This window comes from Serratia sp. CY40230 (assembly GCF_052168835.1).
Lineage (GTDB): Bacteria > Pseudomonadota > Gammaproteobacteria > Enterobacterales > Enterobacteriaceae > Serratia > Serratia nematodiphila.
Genome location: NZ_JBJNLX010000007.1, coordinates 193373 through 213743 on the forward strand (window position 1 = coordinate 193373; position 20371 = coordinate 213743).

16 protein-coding genes are annotated in these 20371 nt (G+C 61.6%); 7 read left to right on the top strand and 9 right to left on the bottom strand.

Going from position 1 to position 20371, the window contains the following annotated elements; genetic code table 11:
- The first annotated feature begins 170 nt into the window (after positions 1-170).
- Positions 171-2165: a cyclic di-GMP phosphodiesterase gene (pdeR, locus tag ACJ8IJ_RS22405; protein ID WP_021505223.1), complete on the top strand. Its 1995-nt coding sequence runs from the start codon at positions 171-173 to the stop codon at positions 2163-2165.
- A 16-nt stretch (positions 2166-2181) separates the two neighbouring features.
- Here the strand turns inward: pdeR and ACJ8IJ_RS22410 are convergent, their stop codons facing one another.
- Entirely contained in the window at positions 2182-3048 is an 867-nt protein-coding gene (locus ACJ8IJ_RS22410; RefSeq protein ID WP_004929989.1) for a crotonase/enoyl-CoA hydratase family protein, read from the bottom strand.
- Between the two features lie 341 nt (positions 3049-3389).
- On the opposite strand from ACJ8IJ_RS22410, the gene yhjD reads away from it, so the two are divergent.
- The 3 genes from yhjD to ACJ8IJ_RS22425 all read left to right on the top strand — a co-directional run bounded on the left by yhjD (position 3390) and on the right by ACJ8IJ_RS22425 (position 6930).
- The gene (gene yhjD / locus ACJ8IJ_RS22415; RefSeq protein ID WP_021505224.1) at positions 3390-4409 is read left to right on the top strand and encodes an inner membrane protein YhjD; all 1020 of its coding nucleotides are present in this window, start codon (positions 3390-3392) and stop codon (positions 4407-4409) included.
- A 329-nt stretch (positions 4410-4738) separates the two neighbouring features.
- Positions 4739-6061: an MFS transporter gene (locus tag ACJ8IJ_RS22420; RefSeq protein ID WP_442518959.1), complete on the top strand. Its 1323-nt coding sequence runs from the start codon at positions 4739-4741 to the stop codon at positions 6059-6061.
- Between the two features lie 101 nt (positions 6062-6162).
- Complete coding sequence (locus tag ACJ8IJ_RS22425; RefSeq protein ID WP_442518960.1) at positions 6163-6930, top strand: CDP-diacylglycerol diphosphatase; 768 nt, start codon at positions 6163-6165, stop codon at positions 6928-6930.
- On the opposite strand, the gene ACJ8IJ_RS22430 is transcribed toward ACJ8IJ_RS22425, so the two are convergent.
- Together ACJ8IJ_RS22430 and pdeH are read right to left on the bottom strand one after the other, a co-directional pair.
- Entirely contained in the window at positions 6931-8970 is a 2040-nt protein-coding gene (locus ACJ8IJ_RS22430) for an AsmA family protein (RefSeq protein WP_131165602.1), read from the bottom strand.
- 91 nt (positions 8971-9061) lie between these two features.
- A complete protein-coding gene (gene pdeH, locus ACJ8IJ_RS22435; RefSeq protein ID WP_021505226.1) occupies positions 9062-9853 on the bottom strand; it encodes a cyclic-guanylate-specific phosphodiesterase in 792 nt (263 codons plus the stop codon).
- 238 nt (positions 9854-10091) lie between these two features.
- Here pdeH and ACJ8IJ_RS22440 point away from each other — a divergent pair, with 238 nt between their 5' ends.
- Both ACJ8IJ_RS22440 and ACJ8IJ_RS22445 read left to right on the top strand, forming a co-directional pair.
- On the top strand, positions 10092-11024 hold the full coding sequence (locus ACJ8IJ_RS22440) for a sugar kinase (protein ID WP_004929977.1): 933 nt from the start codon (positions 10092-10094) through the stop codon (positions 11022-11024).
- 244 nt (positions 11025-11268) lie between these two features.
- A complete protein-coding gene (locus tag ACJ8IJ_RS22445; protein WP_044030082.1) occupies positions 11269-11970 on the top strand; it encodes a LuxR family transcriptional regulator in 702 nt (233 codons plus the stop codon).
- Between the two features lie 46 nt (positions 11971-12016).
- Here ACJ8IJ_RS22445 and ilvC read toward each other — a convergent pair whose 3' ends face one another.
- Positions 12017-13492, bottom strand: a complete 1476-nt coding sequence (gene ilvC, locus ACJ8IJ_RS22450; RefSeq protein WP_004929973.1) for a ketol-acid reductoisomerase — start codon at positions 13490-13492, stop codon at positions 12017-12019.
- Between the two features lie 168 nt (positions 13493-13660).
- On the opposite strand from ilvC, the gene ilvY reads away from it, so the two are divergent.
- The gene (gene ilvY, locus ACJ8IJ_RS22455; RefSeq protein ID WP_004929971.1) at positions 13661-14551 is read left to right on the top strand and encodes an HTH-type transcriptional activator IlvY; all 891 of its coding nucleotides are present in this window, start codon (positions 13661-13663) and stop codon (positions 14549-14551) included.
- A gap of 8 nt (positions 14552-14559) precedes the next feature.
- Here the strand turns inward: ilvY and ACJ8IJ_RS22460 are convergent, their stop codons facing one another.
- The 5 genes from ACJ8IJ_RS22460 to ilvD all read right to left on the bottom strand — a co-directional run bounded on the left by ACJ8IJ_RS22460 (position 14560) and on the right by ilvD (position 20369).
- The gene (locus ACJ8IJ_RS22460) at positions 14560-15261 is read right to left on the bottom strand and encodes a DUF2461 domain-containing protein (protein ID WP_004929969.1); all 702 of its coding nucleotides are present in this window, start codon (positions 15259-15261) and stop codon (positions 14560-14562) included.
- Between the two features lie 21 nt (positions 15262-15282).
- Positions 15283-15861 carry a hypothetical protein gene (locus ACJ8IJ_RS22465; RefSeq protein ID WP_442518961.1) on the bottom strand — a complete coding sequence of 193 codons (579 nt, stop codon included), beginning with the start codon at positions 15859-15861 and terminating at the stop codon, positions 15283-15285.
- Positions 15861-16856, bottom strand: coding sequence for a hypothetical protein (locus ACJ8IJ_RS22470; protein WP_004929965.1), 996 nt, complete (start codon positions 16854-16856; stop codon positions 15861-15863). The genes ACJ8IJ_RS22465 and ACJ8IJ_RS22470 overlap by 1 nt, the downstream gene beginning before the upstream one ends.
- Positions 16857-16968: 112 nt before the next feature.
- A complete protein-coding gene (gene ilvA / locus ACJ8IJ_RS22475; RefSeq protein ID WP_004929963.1) occupies positions 16969-18513 on the bottom strand; it encodes a threonine ammonia-lyase, biosynthetic in 1545 nt (514 codons plus the stop codon).
- Between the two features lie 5 nt (positions 18514-18518).
- Positions 18519-20369 carry a dihydroxy-acid dehydratase gene (gene ilvD / locus ACJ8IJ_RS22480; protein ID WP_015379395.1) on the bottom strand — a complete coding sequence of 617 codons (1851 nt, stop codon included), beginning with the start codon at positions 20367-20369 and terminating at the stop codon, positions 18519-18521.
- Positions 20370-20371 lie beyond the last annotated feature (2 nt).

Consider the following 20371-nt stretch of genomic DNA (forward strand, 5'->3'; position numbering starts at 1 on the left):
CGACGTTTACACCGCAAAACTAATCATTGCTTATATAATAGTTTCCATCACCCGCCCCGCCTGTGAAAACCTGTTATATGATGCACAGATGCGTACGGCGATCGCTTTCGGGCCAACAGGCTGCCCGGCGCTGTGCCGGCCGCCCGCCCGTGCTCTTTTGAGGAATCGTCATGCCCGCAGACCAAGGCCCTGAGCTTCTTAGCGCTCACTTCGGCACCCAAAGCCCCCACTGGCGGCTGGCGTTTGACAGCAATGCCCTGGAGCTGTCCGCTATTAAGGGCAAAGCTCATGTCGCGGTGGCGCTCAGCGCCATGGAAGCGGCGAAAATCCGCCGTCTGACCGGCGTGACCGCCAGCCTTGAGCTGACCATTACGCTAGCCGGTGAACCGCTGCATCTGCATCTGGTCGGGCGCCGCGTCAACAACCTCGAATGGGCGGGCACCGCTTCCGCCTTCAGCGACACCCAATCCGTGGCGCGCGACCTGGTGCACGGCCTCTCCTTCGCCGAGCAGGTGGTGTCCGAAGCCAACTCGGTGATCGTGATCGTCGATCAGCACGGCCGCATCCAGCGCTTCAACCGGCTGAGCGAGGAGTACACCGGGCTGCACGAACACGAGGTGATCGGCAAAAACGTATTCCAACTGTTTATGAGCCCGGAAGAAGCCGCCGCTTCGCGGCGCAACATCGCCGGCTTCTTCCGCAACGGTTCGTCCTATGAGGTGGAACGCTGGGTAAAGACGGTCAAGGGTGAACGGCTGTTCCTGTTTCGCAACAAATTCGTGCACAGCGGCAGCGGAAAAAACGAAGTCTTTCTGATCTGCTCCGGTACCGACATCACCGAAGAACGCCGCGCGCAAGAGCGGCTACGGGTGCTGGCCAACACCGATCTCATCACCGGCCTGCCGAACCGTAACGCCATACAGGACAAGATCAATCACGCCATCGCCACGCGCGGCGAAGAGAGTTTCGGCCTGGTGTACCTCGATCTCGACAACTTCAAAAAGGTCAACGACGCTTACGGCCATATGTTCGGCGATCGGCTGCTGGTCGAGGTCGCGCTGGCGATCCTCGGTTGCCTGAGCCCGGATCAAGTGCTCGCCCGCCTCGGCGGAGACGAATTCTTGGTGCTGGCGCCACAAAGCGATCGCGAGCGCCTGCAAACGCTGGCGCAGCGCATTATCGACAGGCTGAAGACCCCTTTTCGCATCGGCCTGATTGAGGTGTATACCGGCTGTTCGATCGGCATCGCGCTGTGCCCGGAGCACGGCAACGATCTCGACAGCCTGATCCGCAGCGCCGATACCGCCATGTACGTCGCCAAGGAGCACGGAAAACGCACCTATACCGTCTTCTCGCCGGAGATGAACAAACGCGTCGCCGAGTACATGTGGCTGGACACCAATCTGCGCAAAGGGTTGGAGCAAAATCAGCTGGTGCTGTATTACCAGCCTAAAATCGACGCGCACAGCGGTGAAGTGCACAGCGTGGAAGCGCTGGTGCGCTGGGATTCGCCGGAGCGCGGCCTGATCCCGCCGCTGCAGTTCATCTCCTACGCCGAGGAGTCCGGCCTGATCGGCCCGTTGGGCCAATGGGTGCTGCAAACCGCCGCCGGGCAGGCGGCGCAGTGGCAAGAGCGGGGATTGAATCTGCGGGTGGCGGTCAATCTCTCTGCCCGTCAGTTGGCCGATGACAGCATCGTCAACGACCTGCTCGGGGTGCTGCACCGTCACCGCATGGCCCCCTGTCTGCTGGACTTCGAGTTGACCGAAAGCAGCCTGATTGAAGACGAGAATCGCGCGCGCGCGCTGATCACCCGGCTGCGCGAACTGGGCGCGCAGGTGCATCTCGACGACTTTGGCACCGGCTATTCGTCGCTGGCGCAGCTGGCACGCATTCCTCTGGACGCCATCAAGCTGGATAAAAGCTTCGTGCGCGGGGTGAATTTCAATCCGGTATCGCAATCGCTGGTACGCGCGATCGTCGCGGCGGCGGAGGCGTTGGCCTTCCGCGTGATCGCCGAAGGGGTGGAGACCGAGAGCGAAAACCACTTCCTCGACGAAGTCGGCGTGGACGAAAAACAGGGCTTTCTGTTCGCGCGGCCAATGCTCCCGGAACAGCTGGAGCATTGGCTGCAGTCCTATCGCCCGCGCTCACCCTCCGCATGAGGCGGGCGCGTTAACGTTAGCCGGCACGACGCAGGTTCAGGGTATGGCGATCCTGCAACATCACCAGCCGCTCGATGTAGGCACGGTCTTTTTCCTCAATGGTAAAGGCCGAGTGCACCCAATCTTCGGTAATGTCCATCAGCTCGGAACGCGTCAGCTGCAACACGCGCTGACGCGCCCGCAGCATGGCGCGCATGCCGTTGAGCTTCGGCCGGATGGTATCGATGAAGGTGCGCGTCGCCAGGTAAGCGTCGCCGGGCTGGAACAGCTGGTCTACCAGCCCGCGGCTCTCGAACCACTCTGCGGTGTGCGACTCGCCGCCCCAAATCAGCTCCTCAGCCAAGCGCATGCCCGCCTTGCGCGCCACCAGCGAGTAACCCCCCATACCGGGAAACAGGTTGAACGCAATCTCCGGGAACCCCATGCGCGCATTGTTTTGCGCCAATACGAAATGGTGCGCCAGCGCCGCTTCAAAACCGCCGCCCAGCGCACTGCCTTCAACCATCGCAATGCTGACCGCGCCGGTGTCGAAACCGCGCGCCGCCGCATGCACGCAGTCGATGCAGGCGCGCGCGTAGGCCATCATCGCCTCGCGCTTGCGGTTTTTGATCGCTTCGGCGAAGAACTGCAGATCGCCGCCGACGTTGAACATGTTCGGCACCAGCGAGCCGGTGACCCAGAAGTCGAACCGCAGCGAAGACTCCTTCGCCGCCTGCGCCAGCGTCATGATGTCTTCAATCAACGCCTGGTTGAAGCAGGGGCGTGGCGCAGCGCGCAGCAGCATCCACATGATGTGCCGCCCCTCTTCATAGTAGGCGGAGATCTGCGACAGATTGCCCGCTTCGGTAAACGGACGACAGGTGGGGTGATTAAGCAATTTCATAAGACCTTCCAGTTTTTCTGTTGATGACGGATGAGACCGTTCCAGCCCCTACGGCTGCAGCGGAGCGGCGAGCGGCAAAGCGCGACGCCACATCATGAGTAAACGCTTTCTCGCCGACGAAACAGATAAAAATTGGAGGTAGAGAAGTGAAAAAAACCGAGGCGCCACGGGGTTTTCATAGGAATTTTACCTATCGCACCATCCCCGGCATTTCATGCCGGGCGCTAACGCGTTAAGCTCGGAAATTGACCGTTTGCCGCCCCGGCGCTCAAAACGCCGCAGGGCTTTGGCTATAATCAACGCTGATACATGCCGTTTAACGTTAAGGAAATCGTGAAGTAATGCCTACAGGACCAGACCAGGAACGCCGCCAGCCCGCACAAGACACGCCGCCGAAGCCGCTTATCGCCATCAAGACCGGCCATGAGACGCTCGACCGCCGCATCAGCGGTTTTTCACGTCTGATTGAACGCATCAAAGCCTGGCCGAGCGTGGCGCACCTGCTGCGCGCCGCCGAACGCTTTAACGATCGGCTGGGCAGCCAGTTCGGCGCCGCCATCACCTACTTTTCATTCCTCTCGCTGATCCCGATCCTGATGGTGTCGTTCGCCGCCGCCGGTTTCGTGCTGGCTTCCAACCCGGATCTGCTGGCCCGCTTGATCAACCGGATCGTCGGCAGCATCAGCGATCCGACGCTGGCCAGCACGCTGAAGAACACCGTCAATACCGCCATTCAGCAGCGCACCACCGTGGGGTTGACCGGTCTGGCGCTGGCGCTCTATTCCGGCATCAGTTGGATGGGCAACCTGCGCGAAGCGATCCGCGCGCAGTCGCGTGACGTCTGGGAGCGCAATCCGCAGGATCAGGAGAAAATCTATTTCAAGTACACCCGCGACTTCATCTCGCTGACCGGCCTGGTGGTCGCGCTGATCATCACGCTGTCGCTGACCTCGGTCGCCGGGTCGGCGCAGGCGGCGATCGTCAACGCGCTGGGGCTGGACGGTATCGAATGGCTGCGGCCGGCGCTGACGACGATCGCACTGTCGATCTCGATTTTCGCCAACTATCTGCTGTTCCTGTGGATTTTCTGGATGCTGCCGCGCCACAAACCGAAGAAAAAAGCGCTGCTGCGCGGCACCTTGCTTGCGGCTATCGGCTTTGAGGTGATCAAGTTCGTGATGACGATGACGCTGCCGCAGGTGGCGAAATCGCCTTCCGGCGCGGCCTTCGGCTCGGTGATCGGGCTGATGGCGTTCTTCTACTTCTTCGCCCGCCTGACGCTGTTTTGCGCCGCCTGGATCGCAACGGCCGACTACAAAGGCGACAAAGCCTTGCCGGAACGTGAGCCGCCGGCACGCTGAAGCCATGCAATCGTGCCGGTGTTATCGCACGCGCCGGCACTTTCCTCTGGTTAATAAGCAGAAAACCAGTCAATCCCTCTAAATCATGCGGCATGGTATTCGAAAAACCAGCATAACAAACTACCCAATCACTTTTCTTTCCCGCTTTTACAGCCATTCCCTCTGCACGAAAGCCCTTTCTCAACGTTTAACGCTGCAGAAAAGAAGCCAGATAAAACATTAGTCTTTTTAACCGGTTAGCGGCGGCGCTGCCCAGAGTTCCAGCGTTGAAAAGGCGGAATGCTGTCACTAAGATGGATTTTTACCCCCTCCAACAATAAGAAATAGATATGCAAGCCACCATCGCACCCCCACTCGACGCCGACGACGCGTCCACACCGGTGAACTCCCGCGGGAAAGTCATCGTCGCCTCGCTGGTCGGCACCGCCATCGAGTTTTTCGACTTCTACATCTACGCCACCGCCGCGGTGATCGTGTTTCCACATATCTTCTTCCCACAGGGCGACCCGACCACCGCGACGCTGCAATCGCTGGCCACCTTCGCCGTCGCCTTTGTCGCGCGCCCTATCGGCTCTGCGCTATTCGGCCACTTCGGCGATCGCGTGGGGCGCAAGGTGACGCTGGTCGCCTCGCTGCTGACCATGGGGATTTCCACCGTGCTGATCGGCCTGCTGCCGAGCTATGAAACCATCGGCATCTTCGCCCCGATCCTGCTGGCGCTGGCGCGCTTTGGGCAGGGGCTCGGGCTGGGCGGCGAATGGGGCGGCGCTGCCCTGCTGGCAACGGAGAACGCGCCGGCCAAAAAGCGCGCGCTGTACGGCTCCTTCCCCCAGTTAGGGGCGCCTATCGGTTTCTTCTTCGCCAACGGCACCTTCCTGCTGCTCTCATGGCTGCTGAGCGACCAGCAGTTTATGGAATGGGGCTGGCGCGTGCCGTTCATCCTCTCCGCCGCATTGGTGCTGATTGGCCTGTACGTGCGGATATCACTGCATGAAACGCCGGTGTTCGCCAAAGTGGCCAAGGCCGGCAAACAGGTAAAAGTGCCGCTCGGCACGCTGCTGAGCAAGCATCTGAAAGCCACCATCCTCGGCACCTTCATCATGCTGGCGACCTACACGCTGTTTTATCTGATGACGGTGTATTCGATGACCTACGGCACCGCGCCGCAGCCGCTCGGGCTCGGTTACTCCCGCAACAGCTTCCTGTGGATGCTGATGGTGGCGGTGATCGGTTTCGGCGTGATGGTGCCGATCGCCGGTCTGCTGGCGGACGCGTTCGGCCGCCGCAAGACCATGATCGCCATTACCCTGCTGATGATCGGCTTCGCGTTCCTGTTCCCGACCCTGCTGGGCTCCGGCAACCAGGCGCTGGTGATGGGCTTCCTGCTGTGCGGCCTGAGCATCATGGGGCTGACCTTTGGCCCGATGGGCGCGCTGCTGCCGGAGCTGTTCCCTACCGAAGTGCGCTATACCGGCGCCTCGTTCTCCTACAACGTCGCGTCGATCCTCGGCGCGTCCGTGGCGCCTTATATCGCCACCTGGCTGGCGGCCCACTACGGGCTGTTCTACGTCGGCATGTACCTGGCGGCGATGGCCGGGCTGACGCTGCTGGCCCTGCTGCTGATGAAAGAAACCCGCCATCAGTCGCTGTGATCCCCTACGGCCCCCTCACTGCGGGGGGCCGCACGCGGTGTTCGTTTCCTGTCATAAAACCGGGCTATGCTGAATGTTTCTCTCGGTAACAGGATCGGCCGATGTCTCTGCGTCGTGGGGTATTTGTCTGCATGGTGCTGCTGGCGGCTCTCGCCATCGCGCTCTTTTACGGGTTGAAACCCGACCATCCCGATGCGCTGTGGCGCATCGTCAGCCAGCAATGTCTGCCCAATCAGCAGGCGCACGACAACCCGGCGCCCTGCGCGCAGGTGGATGTGCAGGCCGGTTTCGTGGTGTTTAAAGATCGCAACGGGCCGCTGCAATACCTGCTGATGCCCAGCGCCAAAATCACCGGTATCGAAAGCCCGGCGGTGCTGGACGCCGCCACGCCGAATTTCTTCGCCCAGGCCTGGCGCGCGCGCCACGTGATGGCGGAACGCTATGGCAAACCGATCGACGACGGCGATATTTCCCTGGCGATCAATTCGGAATATGGCCGCACGCAAAACCAGCTGCACATTCATATCTCCTGCCTGCTGCCGGCGGTAAAACAGCGGCTGGCGCAAATCGGCCCCCATTTCATCAAGCAATGGCAACCGCTGCCCGGTGGCCTGTTGGGGCATGACTATCTGGGGCGGCGGGTGACCGCCGCTGAACTGGAACAACAGGGCGCCTTCCGCCTGCTGGCCTCCGGCCTGCCGCGCGCCGACGGGCGCATGGGCAGCTTCGGCCTGGCGATGACCGCGCTGCCGGACGGCGATTTCCTGCTGCTGGCAACCGAGCGCAGCCTGCTGCCGTTCACCCTGGCCTCGGCGGAAGAGATCCAGGATCACGACTGCCGGCTGCTCACGCCGCCGCCGCGCGCCTGATTATTTTTTGCCTTTCATCTCCCGCAGGATCTGCCCGCACTGGTTCTCCTCGCCGCCTTCACTGGGCGAGACCAGCGCCAGCAGCGCCGCCGCCGGCGTCAGCACTGCCCCTAACGCCACCGCCGCCGCGCCGCGCGCGATCAGCGGCCCGGCTTTGACCCCGGCGTCGGGGTGCTTGAAGGTGCCTTTCACGTACAGCGGCGATCGCAGGGTCAGCACGCGCATGCCCTTGCTTTCCGGATCGATGGACAAATCCAGCCGTTCGGTGGCGAGGTTGGTGTTGCCAGTGATGTTGATCACCGCGTTTTCGGTGTCGAACACAAACAGTCGCGGCGCGGCGACGCCGCTGCGGATGCCGACGTCCGCCGCCGCGCAGTTGATGCCCACCACGTCGTCGCCGAACAGCTGCGCCACCAGATAGTTACCGACGTTCAGACCGAGGATCTCCATCAGGCTGCGGCTGATCACCCCGTTATTGATCAGCAGGCGCAGGTCGCCATTGCTGGTGGCCAGCAGTTCGGCCACCGAATTGCCGCTGCCCGTCAACCTGGCGTCGCCGTTCATCTGCCCGAGGCTGCGCTTCATCGCCTCCACGTTCGGCAACAGCTGTTTAAGCTGAAGTTTGCGTGCATGCATATCCACCTGCCCGCGCATCGGCTTTTTGCCGCCGTCGAGACGCACGACAGCGTTCAGGCTGCCGCCCGCCATGCCGAAGCGCAGCGGATCCAGGCGCAGTTCGCCATTGTTCAGCTTCAGGTGCGTGGCCAGATCGCTCAGCGGCAAATCGCTGCCGCGTTCAATGCGCGCGGCGGCAAACTTCACGTCCGCATCCATCTTGCTCCAGCTTTGCGTATCGAACTGTTCGACCGGCAGCACCTTATCCGCCGGCTGACGGCTTTTCTCGCCGCGCCCGGCTTTGGCGGCGTTGGAGTCCGCGCCGATCAGCGGCGCCAGATCCGCCAACCTCAGCTGCCGGGAGTTCACCGCGCCGCTCAGCGTGGGCCGCGGTTTACCGGCAACGTACTTCAAGCTGCCGTGAATGTCGCTGTCGCCGATTTTTCCGTCGAATTTCTGGTACTCAAACACCGCGCCGCCCGGCTGATGCAGGCGGGCGGTCAGATGGCCATCGGTCGCATACGGCGGGGTATTCGGCAACAACACGCCGGTCAGGCCATAGAGGTTGCTCAGGCTTTCACCGGAAAATTTCAGCTGTACATCCAGGCCGCCGAGATTCAGCGGATCGGACAAGGTGCCCGCGACCACCACCCGGGTGCTGCCGGAGCGCACGTCTGCCTGCAGCGGGAAGGGCAAATCGGCGCTCTGCAGCGACAGCATGCCGCCAATCTTGCCGCTGCCGCTCAACGGCTCGCCGTTATATTTGCCTTTCACCTGCCAGCCGAAAACGTAATCGGGGGTGGCGGCCTTGTCGCCGCCCTGTTTGCCGGTCACTTCACTGAACGGCAACGGCTTGCCGAGCGGATCGATGACGGCGCGGAAATCCGCCTTCAGCGTGGCGTCCTTAAAGGCGATCTGCCCCTTGTCGAACACGATGTCGTGAACGGTGAACGACCAGTCGGAAGGCGGCTGCTTGGGATCCTGGCCGGCGGCCAGGTCAAACGTCCAGTTGTTGTCGCCGTTGGCCAGGCGTTGCAACGAAGCATTCGGCTGCTTCAGCCAGATGCGCGGGATCAGCAGCTCTTTACCCAGCAGCGCCAGCGGCGCAATGCTGGCGTCGACGCGCTGCAGCGTCACCATGCTGTCGCCGGGCATGTTTTTCGGATTACCCAGCCACACGTCTTCGGCGTGAATATGCGGCCAGGGCACCCAGGCGCGCCAGCCGCCCTCATCCGGATTGCGCGACCAGTCGACGCCCAGATCGCCGCGAATGGCAAACGGTCGCCGCAGTTCGGCCGACACTTTGTCGTTGATGGTGGGCTTGAGTCGATTCCAGTCGAAGGTCGCGATGAAGATCGCCAGCGCGACGATCAGCAGCAGCACAATGCCGCCCAGCCAGCTGAAAACCTTTCCTGTTCTTGTCATAGCGGCTCCCTCAGCGCATAAATCGGGCTGCCGAATGAAAGGAAAAGGAGTTAGCAGCCCCGTTTAAGCCTAGCTGAGGATGGGCCGGAGTTCACGCCGGCGCGCCGGGTGCGGCGAACAGCGTCGGCACGCTGTGCAGCGTTTCAAAGCACGCCGGACGGGAAAGGTAGTAGCCCTGGGCGGCCAACGCGCCGGAGCGCTGCACCAGCCGCCACTCCTGCTCGGTTTCCACGCCTTCGACGATCACCCCGTCGCTGTGCTGGTTCATCATTTTGATCAGGGTGCCGAGCAGCTGCACCCCCTCTTCCGACTGTTTGAGCAAGGTGAACAATTCGCGCGCCACCTTGATGTATTGATAGCGCCAGGCGCCGACGGCGGAGAAGTTGGCCAGCCCGCTGCCGAAATCGTCCAGCCATAGCCGCTCGCCGCCGACAATCTGCTGCAGCGGGCGGCTTGATGCCGTTGCGGCGTGCTCCACCAGCTCGAAGCGCAGATAGGGCATCTCGGCGATCTGCCGTTGCAAGGCGCTATGACGCTGTAATGCTTGCAGCGCGATGCCGTCGATATTGACCGATACCATCACCGCATGGCGGGTGAACAACGCCTGCCAGCGCTGCAACAACGCCAGCTGTTCCTGAACCACCCGCAAACGCTGGGCGACGCCGAGCGAGGCAAAATAGTGTTCCGGGGATTGCCGCTTGTCCGGCTCATTCGGGTGATATACCGCCGTCAGCAGTTCCACCGCCAACAGCGCGCCGCTGGTGCGATAAATCGGCTGGAAGGTATACAAGCGCCGGCATTGCCGCCAGTAGCGCCGCGATTTGGCGCAGGCATAGAGGGCAAAACAGGGCGCCAGCAGACCCGAGATCAGATTGGTTATCATCGGTACTATCGCCGTGGCGGGGAAGTGAGAGCGCTGCCGCTGTTTCTTTACCCAACTTATCGGCCACGCCGCGTAAAACTTTAAGCACGAATTGCCGCACGCTTTCCTCTTCACCCTGTTGGCGTTGGCCGATCGCGATCATAAAAAATTAAAACACTGTTTTAATTTATTGACTCCCTTACCGCCTTGCGTGGAGACTGGTGGCTGTTGCTTCTTCTTTAGCCAGGGCTTATTGACGATGACTATCCGAAACCTCGCCGTGATCGGCGAATGCATGATCGAGCTGTCGCAGCAGGGCGCACAGCTGACGCGCGGCTTTGGCGGCGATACCCTCAACACCGCCGTCTACCTCGCCCGCCAAATGCCGAAACAGACGTTGCAGGTGCATTACGTCACTGCGCTCGGCACCGACAGCTTCAGCGGCGAGATGCTGCAGGCCTGGCGGCAGGAGAAGATCGAGACCGGGTTGATTCAGCAATTCGACAACAAGCTGCCGGGCCTGTACGTGATCGAAACCGACGCCGCCGGCGAACGCACTTTCTACTATTGGCGCAATGACGCCGCCGCCCGCTATTGGCTTGCTGGACCGCAGGCCGACGCACTGTGCGCGCGGCTGGCGCAGTTCGATTACCTGTACCTCAGCGGCATTAGCCTGGCGATCCTCGCGCCTGCCGACCGCACGAAGCTGCTGGCGTTGCTGCGCCGCTGTCGCGCCAACGGCGGCAAGGTGATCTTCGACAACAACTACCGCCCGCGCCTGTGGCCAAGCCGTGAGGAAACGCAGCAGGCCTACCGCGAGGTGCTGGCCTGCACCGACATCGCCTTTTTGACGCTGGATGACGAAGAATTGCTGTGGGGAGCGCAGCCGGTTGAACAGATAGTGACGCGCACGCAGGCGCTCGGCGTCGGCGAGATCGTTATCAAACGCGGCGCGGATGCCTGTCTGGTGTTCAATGTGGAGGGGGAGCGGCTTGAGGTGCCGGCGATCGCGCTGCCGCCGGAGCGCGTGGTGGATACCACCGCGGCGGGCGACTCTTTCAGCGCCGGCTACCTGGCGGTGCGCCTGAACGGCGGCGGTGCCCAGCAGGCGGCGCAGCGCGGCCACCAGCTTGCTGCGACGGTGATCCAACATCGCGGCGCCATCATTCCCGCAGCGGCGATGCCCGCATAATCAATAAGGCGGCGGCGAAGTCACCCCCGCCGCCCACGCAATGGATCCCAGAAGCATTGATCAGAGGATGATTGAAAGAATTTCCCTGGCGTTGGCTTATTTCCGCCCAGAGCTGCTAAGCTCGGGTCTTGGCATTGCCGTCTTTTTGAATTTATTAGCCGAGTATAAATTTCAATCCGCCGCACTGACTAGCTGGACTTTGGTGCAGGTCGGGCTGAGCCGCCGAACGACAGGGAGGTTACCGATGGCCGCCACATTCGCCAACGCCGTCGCCGCAAGACTACATCTTGACGGCCGGCTACAGGCCTTCAGCCAATTCAAATACGCTTACCTGACCTTCAACAAACACCATCCCGATCGCCATCTGCTGGTATCGAACTACCCGCAAGAATGGCTGGACATCTACAGTACCAATCGCTATCAGCACATCGATCCCGTCGTGCGCGCCGCCCATAGCCGCTGTGCGCCCTTTATGTGGCACGACACCGCCCTCACCACCGAGGATCGGCATTACCGGAAGATCTTCAGCCAGGCGCGGGAGTACGACATCGTGCACGGTTGCAGCTTTGTTTTGCACGATCACGACAACAACCTGGCGATCTTGTCGATCAGCGCGACGGCGGCCGATGACGCCGAACTGCGGCAGCTAATGGCGGAAGAAAGGGCCAGCCTGCAGATGGTCTTGGTCGATACCCACCAGCACGCGTTTGCGTTGGCCAGCGCCGAGGCTGGCCGAAAGGATCGGCTCTCGCCACGCGAAGGGGAAATTCTCTATTGGGCCAGCCAGGGCAAAACCTATAACGAGATCGCGCTGATCCTGGGGATCAAAACCGGCACGGTGAAGTTTCACATCGGCAATGCGGTGCGTAAGCTGGGGGTCGCCAACGCCAAACACGCGATCCGGCGCGGCCTTGAACGGCAACTGATCGCGCCGCCGCAGGCATAAAAAAGCCGGCATTGCAGCCGGCTTTTGTTTTTTATCTTGCGGAAAATCAGCCCGCAACGGCGATACGTTTCATGTCGGTCATGTAGCCACGCAGTTTGCGGCCGACGGTTTCGATTGGGTGGCTGCGCACCGCTTCGTTCACGTCGCGCAGCTGCGCGTTGTCCACCGCCGTACCCGCCACGGCTTTGCCCAAATCGCCCGCCTGCAGGGTGGTCATGAAGTCCTTCAGCAACGGCACCGCTGCGTTGGCGAACAGGTAGTTGCCGTACTCCGCGGTATCGGAGATGACCACGTTCATTTCATACAGACGCTTACGCGCAATGGTGTTGGCGATCAACGGCAGCTCGTGCAGCGACTCGTAGTAAGCCGACTCTTCAATGATGCCGGCATCGACCATGGTTTCGAACGCCAGCTCAACGCCCGCTTTCACCATCGCCACCATCAGCACGCCATGATCGAAGTACTCTTGCTCGCTGATCTTGCCTTCAAACTGCGGCGCATTCTCGAACGCGGTTTTGCCGGTCTCTTCGCGCCAGGTCAGCAGTTTCACGTCGTCTTCCGCCCAGTCGGCCATCATGCCGCTGGAGAAGGCGCCGGAAATGATGTCGTCCATGTGCTTCTGGAACAGCGGCGCCATGATGGTTTTCAGCTGTTCGGACAGCGCATAGGCACGCAGCTTGGCCGGGTTGGACAGGCGATCCATCATCAGGGTGATGCCACCCTGCTTCAGCGCTTCGGTAATGGTTTCCCAGCCGAACTGAATCAGTTTCTCGGCGTAAGCCGGATCGGCGCCTTCAGCAACCAGCTTGTCGAAGCACAGCAGAGACCCCGCCTGCAGCATGCCGCACAGAATGGTCTGCTCACCCATCAGGTCAGATTTCACTTCAGCGACGAAGGAGGATTCCAGCACGCCGGCGCGGTGGCCGCCGGTCGCCGCCGCCCAGGCTTTGGCGATCGCCATGCCTTCGCCTTTCGGATCGTTTTCCGGGTGAACCGCAATCAGGGTCGGCACGCCGAAGCCGCGCTTGTACTCTTCGCGCACTTCGGTGCCCGGGCACTTCGGCGCGACCATCACCACGGTGATGTCTTTGCGCACCTGCTCGCCCACTTCAACGATGTTGAAGCCGTGGGAATACCCCAGCGCCGCGCCGTCTTTCATCAGCGGCTGCACCGCACGCACCACAGAAGAGTGCTGCTTGTCCGGGGTCAGGTTAACCACCAGATCCGCCTGTGGGATCAGGTCTTCGTAGGTGCCGACCTTAAAGCCGTTTTCGGTCGCCTTGCGCCAGGAAGCGCGCTTTTCGTCGATCGCTTCTTTGCGCAGGGCATAGGCGACATCCAGGCCGGAGTCACGCATGTTCAGCCCCTGGTTCAGGCCCTGGGCGCCACAGCCGACAATCACCACTTTTTTACCTTTCAGGTAGCCGGCTTCGTCAGCAAATTCGTCGCGCGCCATAAAGCGGCATTTACCCAATTGCGCCAGCTGCTGACGCAGGTTCAATGTGTTGAAATAGTTAGCCATGGTGGTACTCCGGTTTGATGTTGTCTTGCATTGTTATTTTCATTCCCCGCCCTGTCTGTGCGGAGATTCGTTAAACTCAATGTATAACAGGAAATGCGTTGCTTAAATTGATATATTGAGAACGTGATATTGCAATTTTTGCAACACTCTCACTGCGAGCGTATCGATATGGATTTACGTGATTTAAAGCTGTTCCTGCATCTGGCCGAAAGCCATCACTTCGGGCGCACCGCCAAGGCGATGCACGTCAGCCCGTCGACGCTCTCCCGCCAGATCCAGCGGCTGGAAGAGATCCTCGGGCAGCCGCTGTTCCTGCGCGATAACCGCACCGTGCAGCTCACCGACGCCGGCGAACAGCTGAAAGAATTCGCCCAGCAAACGCTGCTGCAATATCAGCAGCTGAAGCACTCGCTCGGCCAGCACGGCCCTTCGCTGAGCGGCGAACTGCGGCTGTTCTGCTCGGTGACCGCGGCGTACAGCCACCTGCCGCCGATCCTCGATCGCTTCCGCGCGCAGCACCCGCTGGTAGAAATTAAGCTGACCACCGGCGACGCCGCCGACGCGGTCGACAAGGTGCAGTCCAACGAGGCCGATCTCGGCATCGCCGGCCGGCCGGAAACGCTGCCCGCCAGCGTGGCGTTCACCAAAATCGGTGAAATCCCGCTGGTGCTGATCGCACCGGCGCTGCCCTGCGCGGTACGCAGCCAGGCGTTTGCCGACAAACCCGACTGGGCCGAGATCCCGTTCATCCTGCCGGAACACGGCCCTTCGCGAAAACGCATCGAGCTGTGGTTCCGCCGCCACCGCATCAGCAATCCGCTGATTTACGCCACCGTCGGCGGCCACGAAGCGATCGTTTCGATGGTCGCTTTGGGCTGCGGCATCGCGCTGATCCCGAGCGTGGTGGTGGATAACAGCCCGGAGCCGGTGCGCAACCGCATCTCGCAGCTGGATAACATCTCGATGGTCGAACCCTTCGAGCTGGGGGTCTGCGTCCAGAAAAAGCGCCTCAGCGATCCGCTGATCGACGCCTTTTGGCGGTTGCTGCATCCCCGCTGACGCGAGGTTTACAGATCCGCCGGATCGATCTGCTTCATCGTCTCTACCTGCATCAGCCAGTGGTAGAGCGGCTCAAGCTGCAAAAATGCCCCGGCCAGCCGCGGCGCCAGATCGGCGCTGAACAGCTTTTCCACTTCGCTGTCAGTCACCATCACCGCGAACGATTTGCGGTTGTACCAGGTGGCGATCTCCGCCGCCTGCTCCTTCACCAGCGGGCGCTTGTAGCTTTCGCCCACCAGCTCGAACGGCGGCCGGCAGCAGGCGGCCACCTCAAGGAAAGGCTGCGGCCGCTGCCTCAGCGTATGGCGGAACAGATCCATGGTCGGCTTGTTGGCGCTGTAGTAGCCGAGCCCATAGCGCAACATGTCCGGCCCCAGTTCAAAAAAATACACCGGCGCGTCTTTCCAGTCTTTGCTCGGACGCTTGAACGTCAGCCACATGCGGCTACGGTAGCGCGATTTATCATGAGAAAAGCGCGTATCGCGATGAATGCGCGACAGCGTTTTGCCGATCGCCGGGCGAGTCTCGAACTGCGGATCGATCGCCAGCATGCCGGGAGCCAACTGCTCCACCAGCGCGCGGAACGGCGCCAGCAGCTCGCGATCGTAGATGTCGCGGTTGCCGTCGAACCACGCCTTATCATTCTCAATCCGCACCTGCTGCAGGAAATTCAAGCCCTGCTGACTAAAGCCGGAGAAGGGTTGCGTCATAAGCTTTTCCGTTCTGACGATTTATCGGGTGTTGCGCAGATCTTCCCTCTGCCAACGGCGTTTGATAAACACGCGCCGACGCGTGCGAAAATAAGCGACATACAGGTAGAACGCCGCCCGATTGCTGAATAGCGCACCACCCACTGCGCCCCCCAGCAACATGGCGCCGGTGGCGATGCCGGTCATGCCCGTCGCCCACGCTACTGCGGCGCCAAGGCAACACAGACCGAGCATGCCAAGGTAATATTGCAGCAATACCACCCCGCTGTTTTTCCCCTGCACCAGTTGGAACAGGATCAGCGTCATCCACACCGCCACGATCGCGCCGCTGCCCATGAGAACGGCGGCGGAAGTCTTGCCGCTCCAGGCGGCCGCCACGTCCGTGGCCAGGCCCATCACGCCCGCCAGCCCCAGCGTCAGGCATACCATCAGCAACATGACATTGCTGACGCCCGGCGGTGACAGCCGCTGGCCCGGCGTCAGGAAATGCTGCTCAAGCTGCGCATCCACGCCGGCGAAAAGCGCGCGATCGCGCGCCGCGATTTGGCGTTCCATCTCCCGGCCCTGCACGATCAGGCGTTTAATCATCCAGTCCGCCATTACCTCACCATCTGCGGCAATTTCTGCATAATGCCTACAAAATACTGCCCGGTGGTTTTCACATTCACCGGCGCAGACAGGGTGCCGCTGATGCCGCTGCCCACGAACGTCAACGCGTTATTAAGCGCCGAATGCAATTGCTGACGCAGCCCGTTTTGGATCGCTTCCGTCGGGTAACGCTTCGGGTATAAGCCGTTCTTCACCATTTCTTTCAAGACGTTATTGGAAATCCCCGGATTTTCCGCCCGAATGATGTTTTCGGTCAGCCGCTTCCTTTCGCTGCGGGGCATGCTTTTCAGCCATTCCGTCGCCTTGCGCGCCGAAATGCGGCGCATGGCGCGGTAGGTCATCGTCGCTTCCTTCAGGGCGGCCCCCGCGCTGGCCAGCGAGATCACATCGAGTACGGTGCTGGTGGCGATATACCACTGCTCAGAGTCGAGCTGCGCCAATTCATCGCCTTTCCCGTCATAAAGCTTGTTGACGCGGTATAGCCCATTGCCGCACTGCAGCGCGCTGGCGGCCATGCCGGCATAGCCCAGATAAGCCACCGCAGAGCTGGTGCCGCCGGTGAACGGCACGGCGACGCTGCCCGACGCCAGTAAAAATACCGATACCAGCAGCGTTCCGCACGACAGCGCGGCCGAGGCCAACTCTTTGCTCACGCTGGGTTTGCTCAACGCTTCCGACAGCGTATTGGTCGCGGCAACGCGCGAGGTATGAGCCACCGTTTTGCTGATGACCACGTGGGTGACCTGCGAAGCGTTCGAATAACCGGTGTGCTGCGTCGGGCGGACTAAAAATGAGTTTTGCCCGTCGGAAAAAATAATTCCCACGCCATGAAAAGCGAGGCTGCAGTCCAGCGAGTCCTGCAAGGCTTGCAGATTAATATCGCGATAGAACTCTTGTACCCCGGCATTGCCCAACAGGCGGGCAAATTCGGCGTTGGTCAAATCGTCTTCGGGAGAACCGAACGGCGTAGAAAAAGCGGTTTTCATTGTCGTGCATCCCTATACGTCAGAAGTCTTGGCAGTATAAAAATGCACGACAAAATCACAACCATGCAACCCATAAACTGACTAACGCGTCACGGTTGCTTATCAATCCGGCTCACCCCTGCAAAAAGAAGCGGAACGCCGGGTTGTCGGTTTCGTCGTGGCAATCGTAGCCCAGCGCCTGCAGGTGCCGCTCGAATTCCGGCTCGCTTTGCGCCAGCTCGAAGGCCGCCAGCACCCGGCCGAAGTCGGTGCCGTGGCTGCGATAGTGGAACAGCGAGATGTTCCAGTGCGTGCCCAGCGTTTGCAGGAACTTCAGCAGCGCGCCCGGCGACTCCGGAAACTCAAAGCTGAACAGCCGTTCGCGCAGCGGCTTCGACGGACGCCCGCCCACCATGTAGCGCACGTGCAGCTTGGCCATCTCATCGTCCGACAGATCCACCACCTGATAACCGCCGGCGTTGAGTTCGTCGATGATCTCCCGCCGTTCGGCGTGACCGCGCGTCAGCCGCACGCCGACGAAAATGCAGGCGTTGTCGGCATCGGCGTAGCGGTAGTTGAATTCGGTCACCGAGCGGCCGCCCAGCAGCTGGCAGAACTTGAGGAAGCTGCCCTGCTGTTCCGGAATGGTCACCGCCAGCAGCGCTTCGCGCTGTTCGCCCAGTTCGCAACGCTCGGAAACATAGCGCAGCCCGTGGAAGTTGAGATTGGCGCCGGACAGCACGTGCGCGAGACGCTCGCCCTGAATGTTGTGCTGCTGGACGTACTTTTTCAGCCCCGCCAGCGCCAGCGCGCCGGAAGGTTCGGCAATCGCGCGCACGTCCTCGAACAGATCTTTGACCGCCGCGCAGATGGCGTCGCTGTCCACGGTGATCACGTCGTCCAGATACTCACGGCACAGGCGGAAGGTTTCGTCGCCGATGCGCTTCACCGCCACGCCTTCGGCGAACAGCCCGACGCGCGCCAGATCCACCGGATGGCCGGCATCCAGCGCCGCGCGCAGGCAGGCGGAGTCTTCCGCTTCGACGCCGATCACTTTGATCTGCGGCATCAGCTGTTTGATCAGCACCGCCACCCCGGCGGCCAGGCCGCCGCCGCCAACCGGCACGAAAACCCGATCCAGATGCGCGTCTTGCTGCAGCAGCTCCATCGCCAGCGTGCCCTGCCCGGCGATCACCGTCGGGTGATCGAACGGCGGCACAAAGGTCATGCCCTGCTGTTGGGAAAGCTCGATCGCCTTCGCTTTGGCCTCGTCGAAATTGGCGCCGTGCAGCAACACTTCGCCGCCGAAACCGCGCACCGCATCCACCTTGATGTCCGCAGTGGACACCGGCATCACGATCAGCGTTTTGATCCCCAGCCGTTTACCGGAGAAGGCGACGCCCTGCGCGTGGTTACCGGCCGAAGCCGTCACGACGCCGCGCGCCTTCTGCTCCTCGTCCAGCCCGGCGATCATCGCATAGGCCCCGCGCAGCTTGAAGCTGTGCACCGGCTGGCGATCTTCGCGCTTCACCAAAATGGTGTTGCCGAGGCGCGAAGAGATTTTGCTCATGGCCTGCAACGGGGTGACTTGCGCCACCTCGTAAACCGGCGAGCGCAGTACCGCTCGCAGATATTCCGCGCCGCAGGGGGCGCTGGGTAGGGGTTGAGAGACCGCCATGCTGCTTATCCCCCCAGTTTGCTCTTGTCGCGCACCGCGCCTTTGTCGGCGCTGGTAGCCAACGAGGCGTAGGCGCGCAACGCGAAGGACACCTGACGTTCACGGTTTTTCGGTGTCCAGGCCGCGTCGCCGCGCGCCAGTTCCGCCTCATGCCGCGCCGCCAACTCCTGCTCGCTGACATCCAGCTGGATGCCGCGATGAGGAATGTCGATCGCGATCATGTCGCCGTCCTGCACCAGGGCGATCAGGCCGCCGTTGGCCGCTTCCGGCGAAGCGTGACCGATGGACAACCCGGAGGTGCCGCCGGAGAAACGCCCGTCGGTGATCAGCGCGCACGCCTTGCCCAGCCCCATCGATTTCAGGTAGGTGGTTGGGTAAAGCATTTCCTGCATGCCCGGGCCGCCTTTCGGCCCTTCGTAGCGAATCACCACTACGTCGCCCGCCACCACTTTACCGCCGAGGATCGCTTCTACCGCGTCGTCCTGGCTTTCATACACTTTGGCCGGGCCGCGGAAGGTGAGGATTTCCTTGTCGACGCCGGCGGTTTTGACGATGCAGCCGTTTTCCGCCAGGTTGCCGTACAGCACCGCCAACCCGCCGTCCTGACTGTAGGCGTGCTCACGGGTGCGGATGCAGCCTTCCTTGCGGTCGGTGTCCAGCGAATCCCAGCGGCAGTCCTGGGAGAATGCCTGCGTGGTGCGGATACCGGCCGGCCCGGCGGAGTACATTTTCTTGACGCTTTCGTCGCGGGTCAGCATCACGTCGTAGGCCTCCAGCGTCTGCGGCAGGGTCAGCCCCAATACGTTGTTCACCTCGCGGTTCAGCAAGCCGGCGCGATCCAGCTCGCCGAGGATGCCGATTACGCCACCGGCGCGGTGCACGTCTTCCATGTGATATTTCTGCGTGCTCGGCGCCACCTTGCACAGGTGCGGCACTTTGCGCGACAGGCGATCGATGTCTTCCATGGTGAAGTCCACCTCGCCTTCCTGCGCCGAAGCCAACAGGTGCAGCACGGTATTGGTCGAACCGCCCATGGCGATGTCCAGCGTCATGGCATTTTCAAATGCCGCCTTGTTGGCGATATTGCGCGGCAGCGCGCTCTCGTCGTCCTGCTCGTAATAGCGTTTGGTCAGCTCGACGATGCGCTTGCCGGCGTTGAGGAACAGTTCCTTGCGATCGGCGTGGGTGGCCAGCAGCGAACCGTTGCCCGGCTGCGACAGGCCCAGCGCTTCGGTCAGGCAGTTCATCGAGTTGGCGGTGAACATGCCGGAGCAAGAGCCGCAGGTCGGGCAGGCGGAACGCTCGATCTGCTCGCTGTCGGCGTCGCTGACGTTCGGGTTCGCGCCCTGGATCATCGCGTCCACCAGATCCAGCTTGATGATCTGGTTGGAGAGTTTGGTTTTGCCGGCTTCCATCGGGCCGCCGGAGACGAAGATCACCGGAATGTTCAGGCGCAACGCCGCCATCAGCATACCCGGGGTGATCTTGTCGCAGTTGGAGATGCACACCATCGCGTCGGCGCAGTGGGCGTTCACCATGTATTCGACCGAGTCGGCGATCAGCTCGCGCGACGGCAGGGAATAGAGCATGCCGCCGTGGCCCATGGCGATGCCGTCATCCACCGCGATGGTGTTGAACTCTTTGGCCACGCCGCCGGAGGCTTCAATCTGTTCGGCGACCAGTTTGCCCAGATCGCGCAGATGCACATGGCCAGGCACGAACTGGGTAAAGGAGTTGACCACGGCAATGATCGGCTTGCCGAAATCGGCGTCGGTCATCCCGGTCGCGCGCCACAATGCGCGGGCACCCGCCATATTGCGGCCGTGGGTGGTGGTGGCGGAACGGTACTTAGGCATGC

Excerpts from the sequence above, each read along its gene's own strand:
- pdeR (WP_021505223.1), top strand. The coding sequence starts at position 171 with ATGCCCGCAGACCAAGGCCCTGAGCTTCTTAGCGCTCACTTCGGCACC.
- ACJ8IJ_RS22410 (WP_004929989.1), bottom strand. The coding sequence starts at position 3,048 with ATGAAATTGCTTAATCACCCCACCTGTCGTCCGTTTACCGAAGCGGGC.
- yhjD (WP_021505224.1), top strand. The coding sequence starts at position 3,390 with ATGCCTACAGGACCAGACCAGGAACGCCGCCAGCCCGCACAAGACACG.
- ACJ8IJ_RS22420 (WP_442518959.1), top strand. The coding sequence starts at position 4,739 with ATGCAAGCCACCATCGCACCCCCACTCGACGCCGACGACGCGTCCACA.
- ACJ8IJ_RS22425 (WP_442518960.1), top strand. The coding sequence starts at position 6,163 with ATGTCTCTGCGTCGTGGGGTATTTGTCTGCATGGTGCTGCTGGCGGCT.
- ACJ8IJ_RS22430 (WP_131165602.1), bottom strand. The coding sequence starts at position 8,970 with ATGACAAGAACAGGAAAGGTTTTCAGCTGGCTGGGCGGCATTGTGCTG.
- pdeH (WP_021505226.1), bottom strand. The coding sequence starts at position 9,853 with ATGATAACCAATCTGATCTCGGGTCTGCTGGCGCCCTGTTTTGCCCTC.
- ACJ8IJ_RS22440 (WP_004929977.1), top strand. The coding sequence starts at position 10,092 with ATGACTATCCGAAACCTCGCCGTGATCGGCGAATGCATGATCGAGCTG.
- ACJ8IJ_RS22445 (WP_044030082.1), top strand. The coding sequence starts at position 11,269 with ATGGCCGCCACATTCGCCAACGCCGTCGCCGCAAGACTACATCTTGAC.
- ilvC (WP_004929973.1), bottom strand. The coding sequence starts at position 13,492 with ATGGCTAACTATTTCAACACATTGAACCTGCGTCAGCAGCTGGCGCAA.
- ilvY (WP_004929971.1), top strand. The coding sequence starts at position 13,661 with ATGGATTTACGTGATTTAAAGCTGTTCCTGCATCTGGCCGAAAGCCAT.
- ACJ8IJ_RS22460 (WP_004929969.1), bottom strand. The coding sequence starts at position 15,261 with ATGACGCAACCCTTCTCCGGCTTTAGTCAGCAGGGCTTGAATTTCCTG.
- ACJ8IJ_RS22465 (WP_442518961.1), bottom strand. The coding sequence starts at position 15,861 with ATGGCGGACTGGATGATTAAACGCCTGATCGTGCAGGGCCGGGAGATG.
- ACJ8IJ_RS22470 (WP_004929965.1), bottom strand. The coding sequence starts at position 16,856 with ATGAAAACCGCTTTTTCTACGCCGTTCGGTTCTCCCGAAGACGATTTG.
- ilvA (WP_004929963.1), bottom strand. The coding sequence starts at position 18,513 with ATGGCGGTCTCTCAACCCCTACCCAGCGCCCCCTGCGGCGCGGAATAT.
- ilvD (WP_015379395.1), bottom strand. The coding sequence starts at position 20,369 with ATGCCTAAGTACCGTTCCGCCACCACCACCCACGGCCGCAATATGGCG.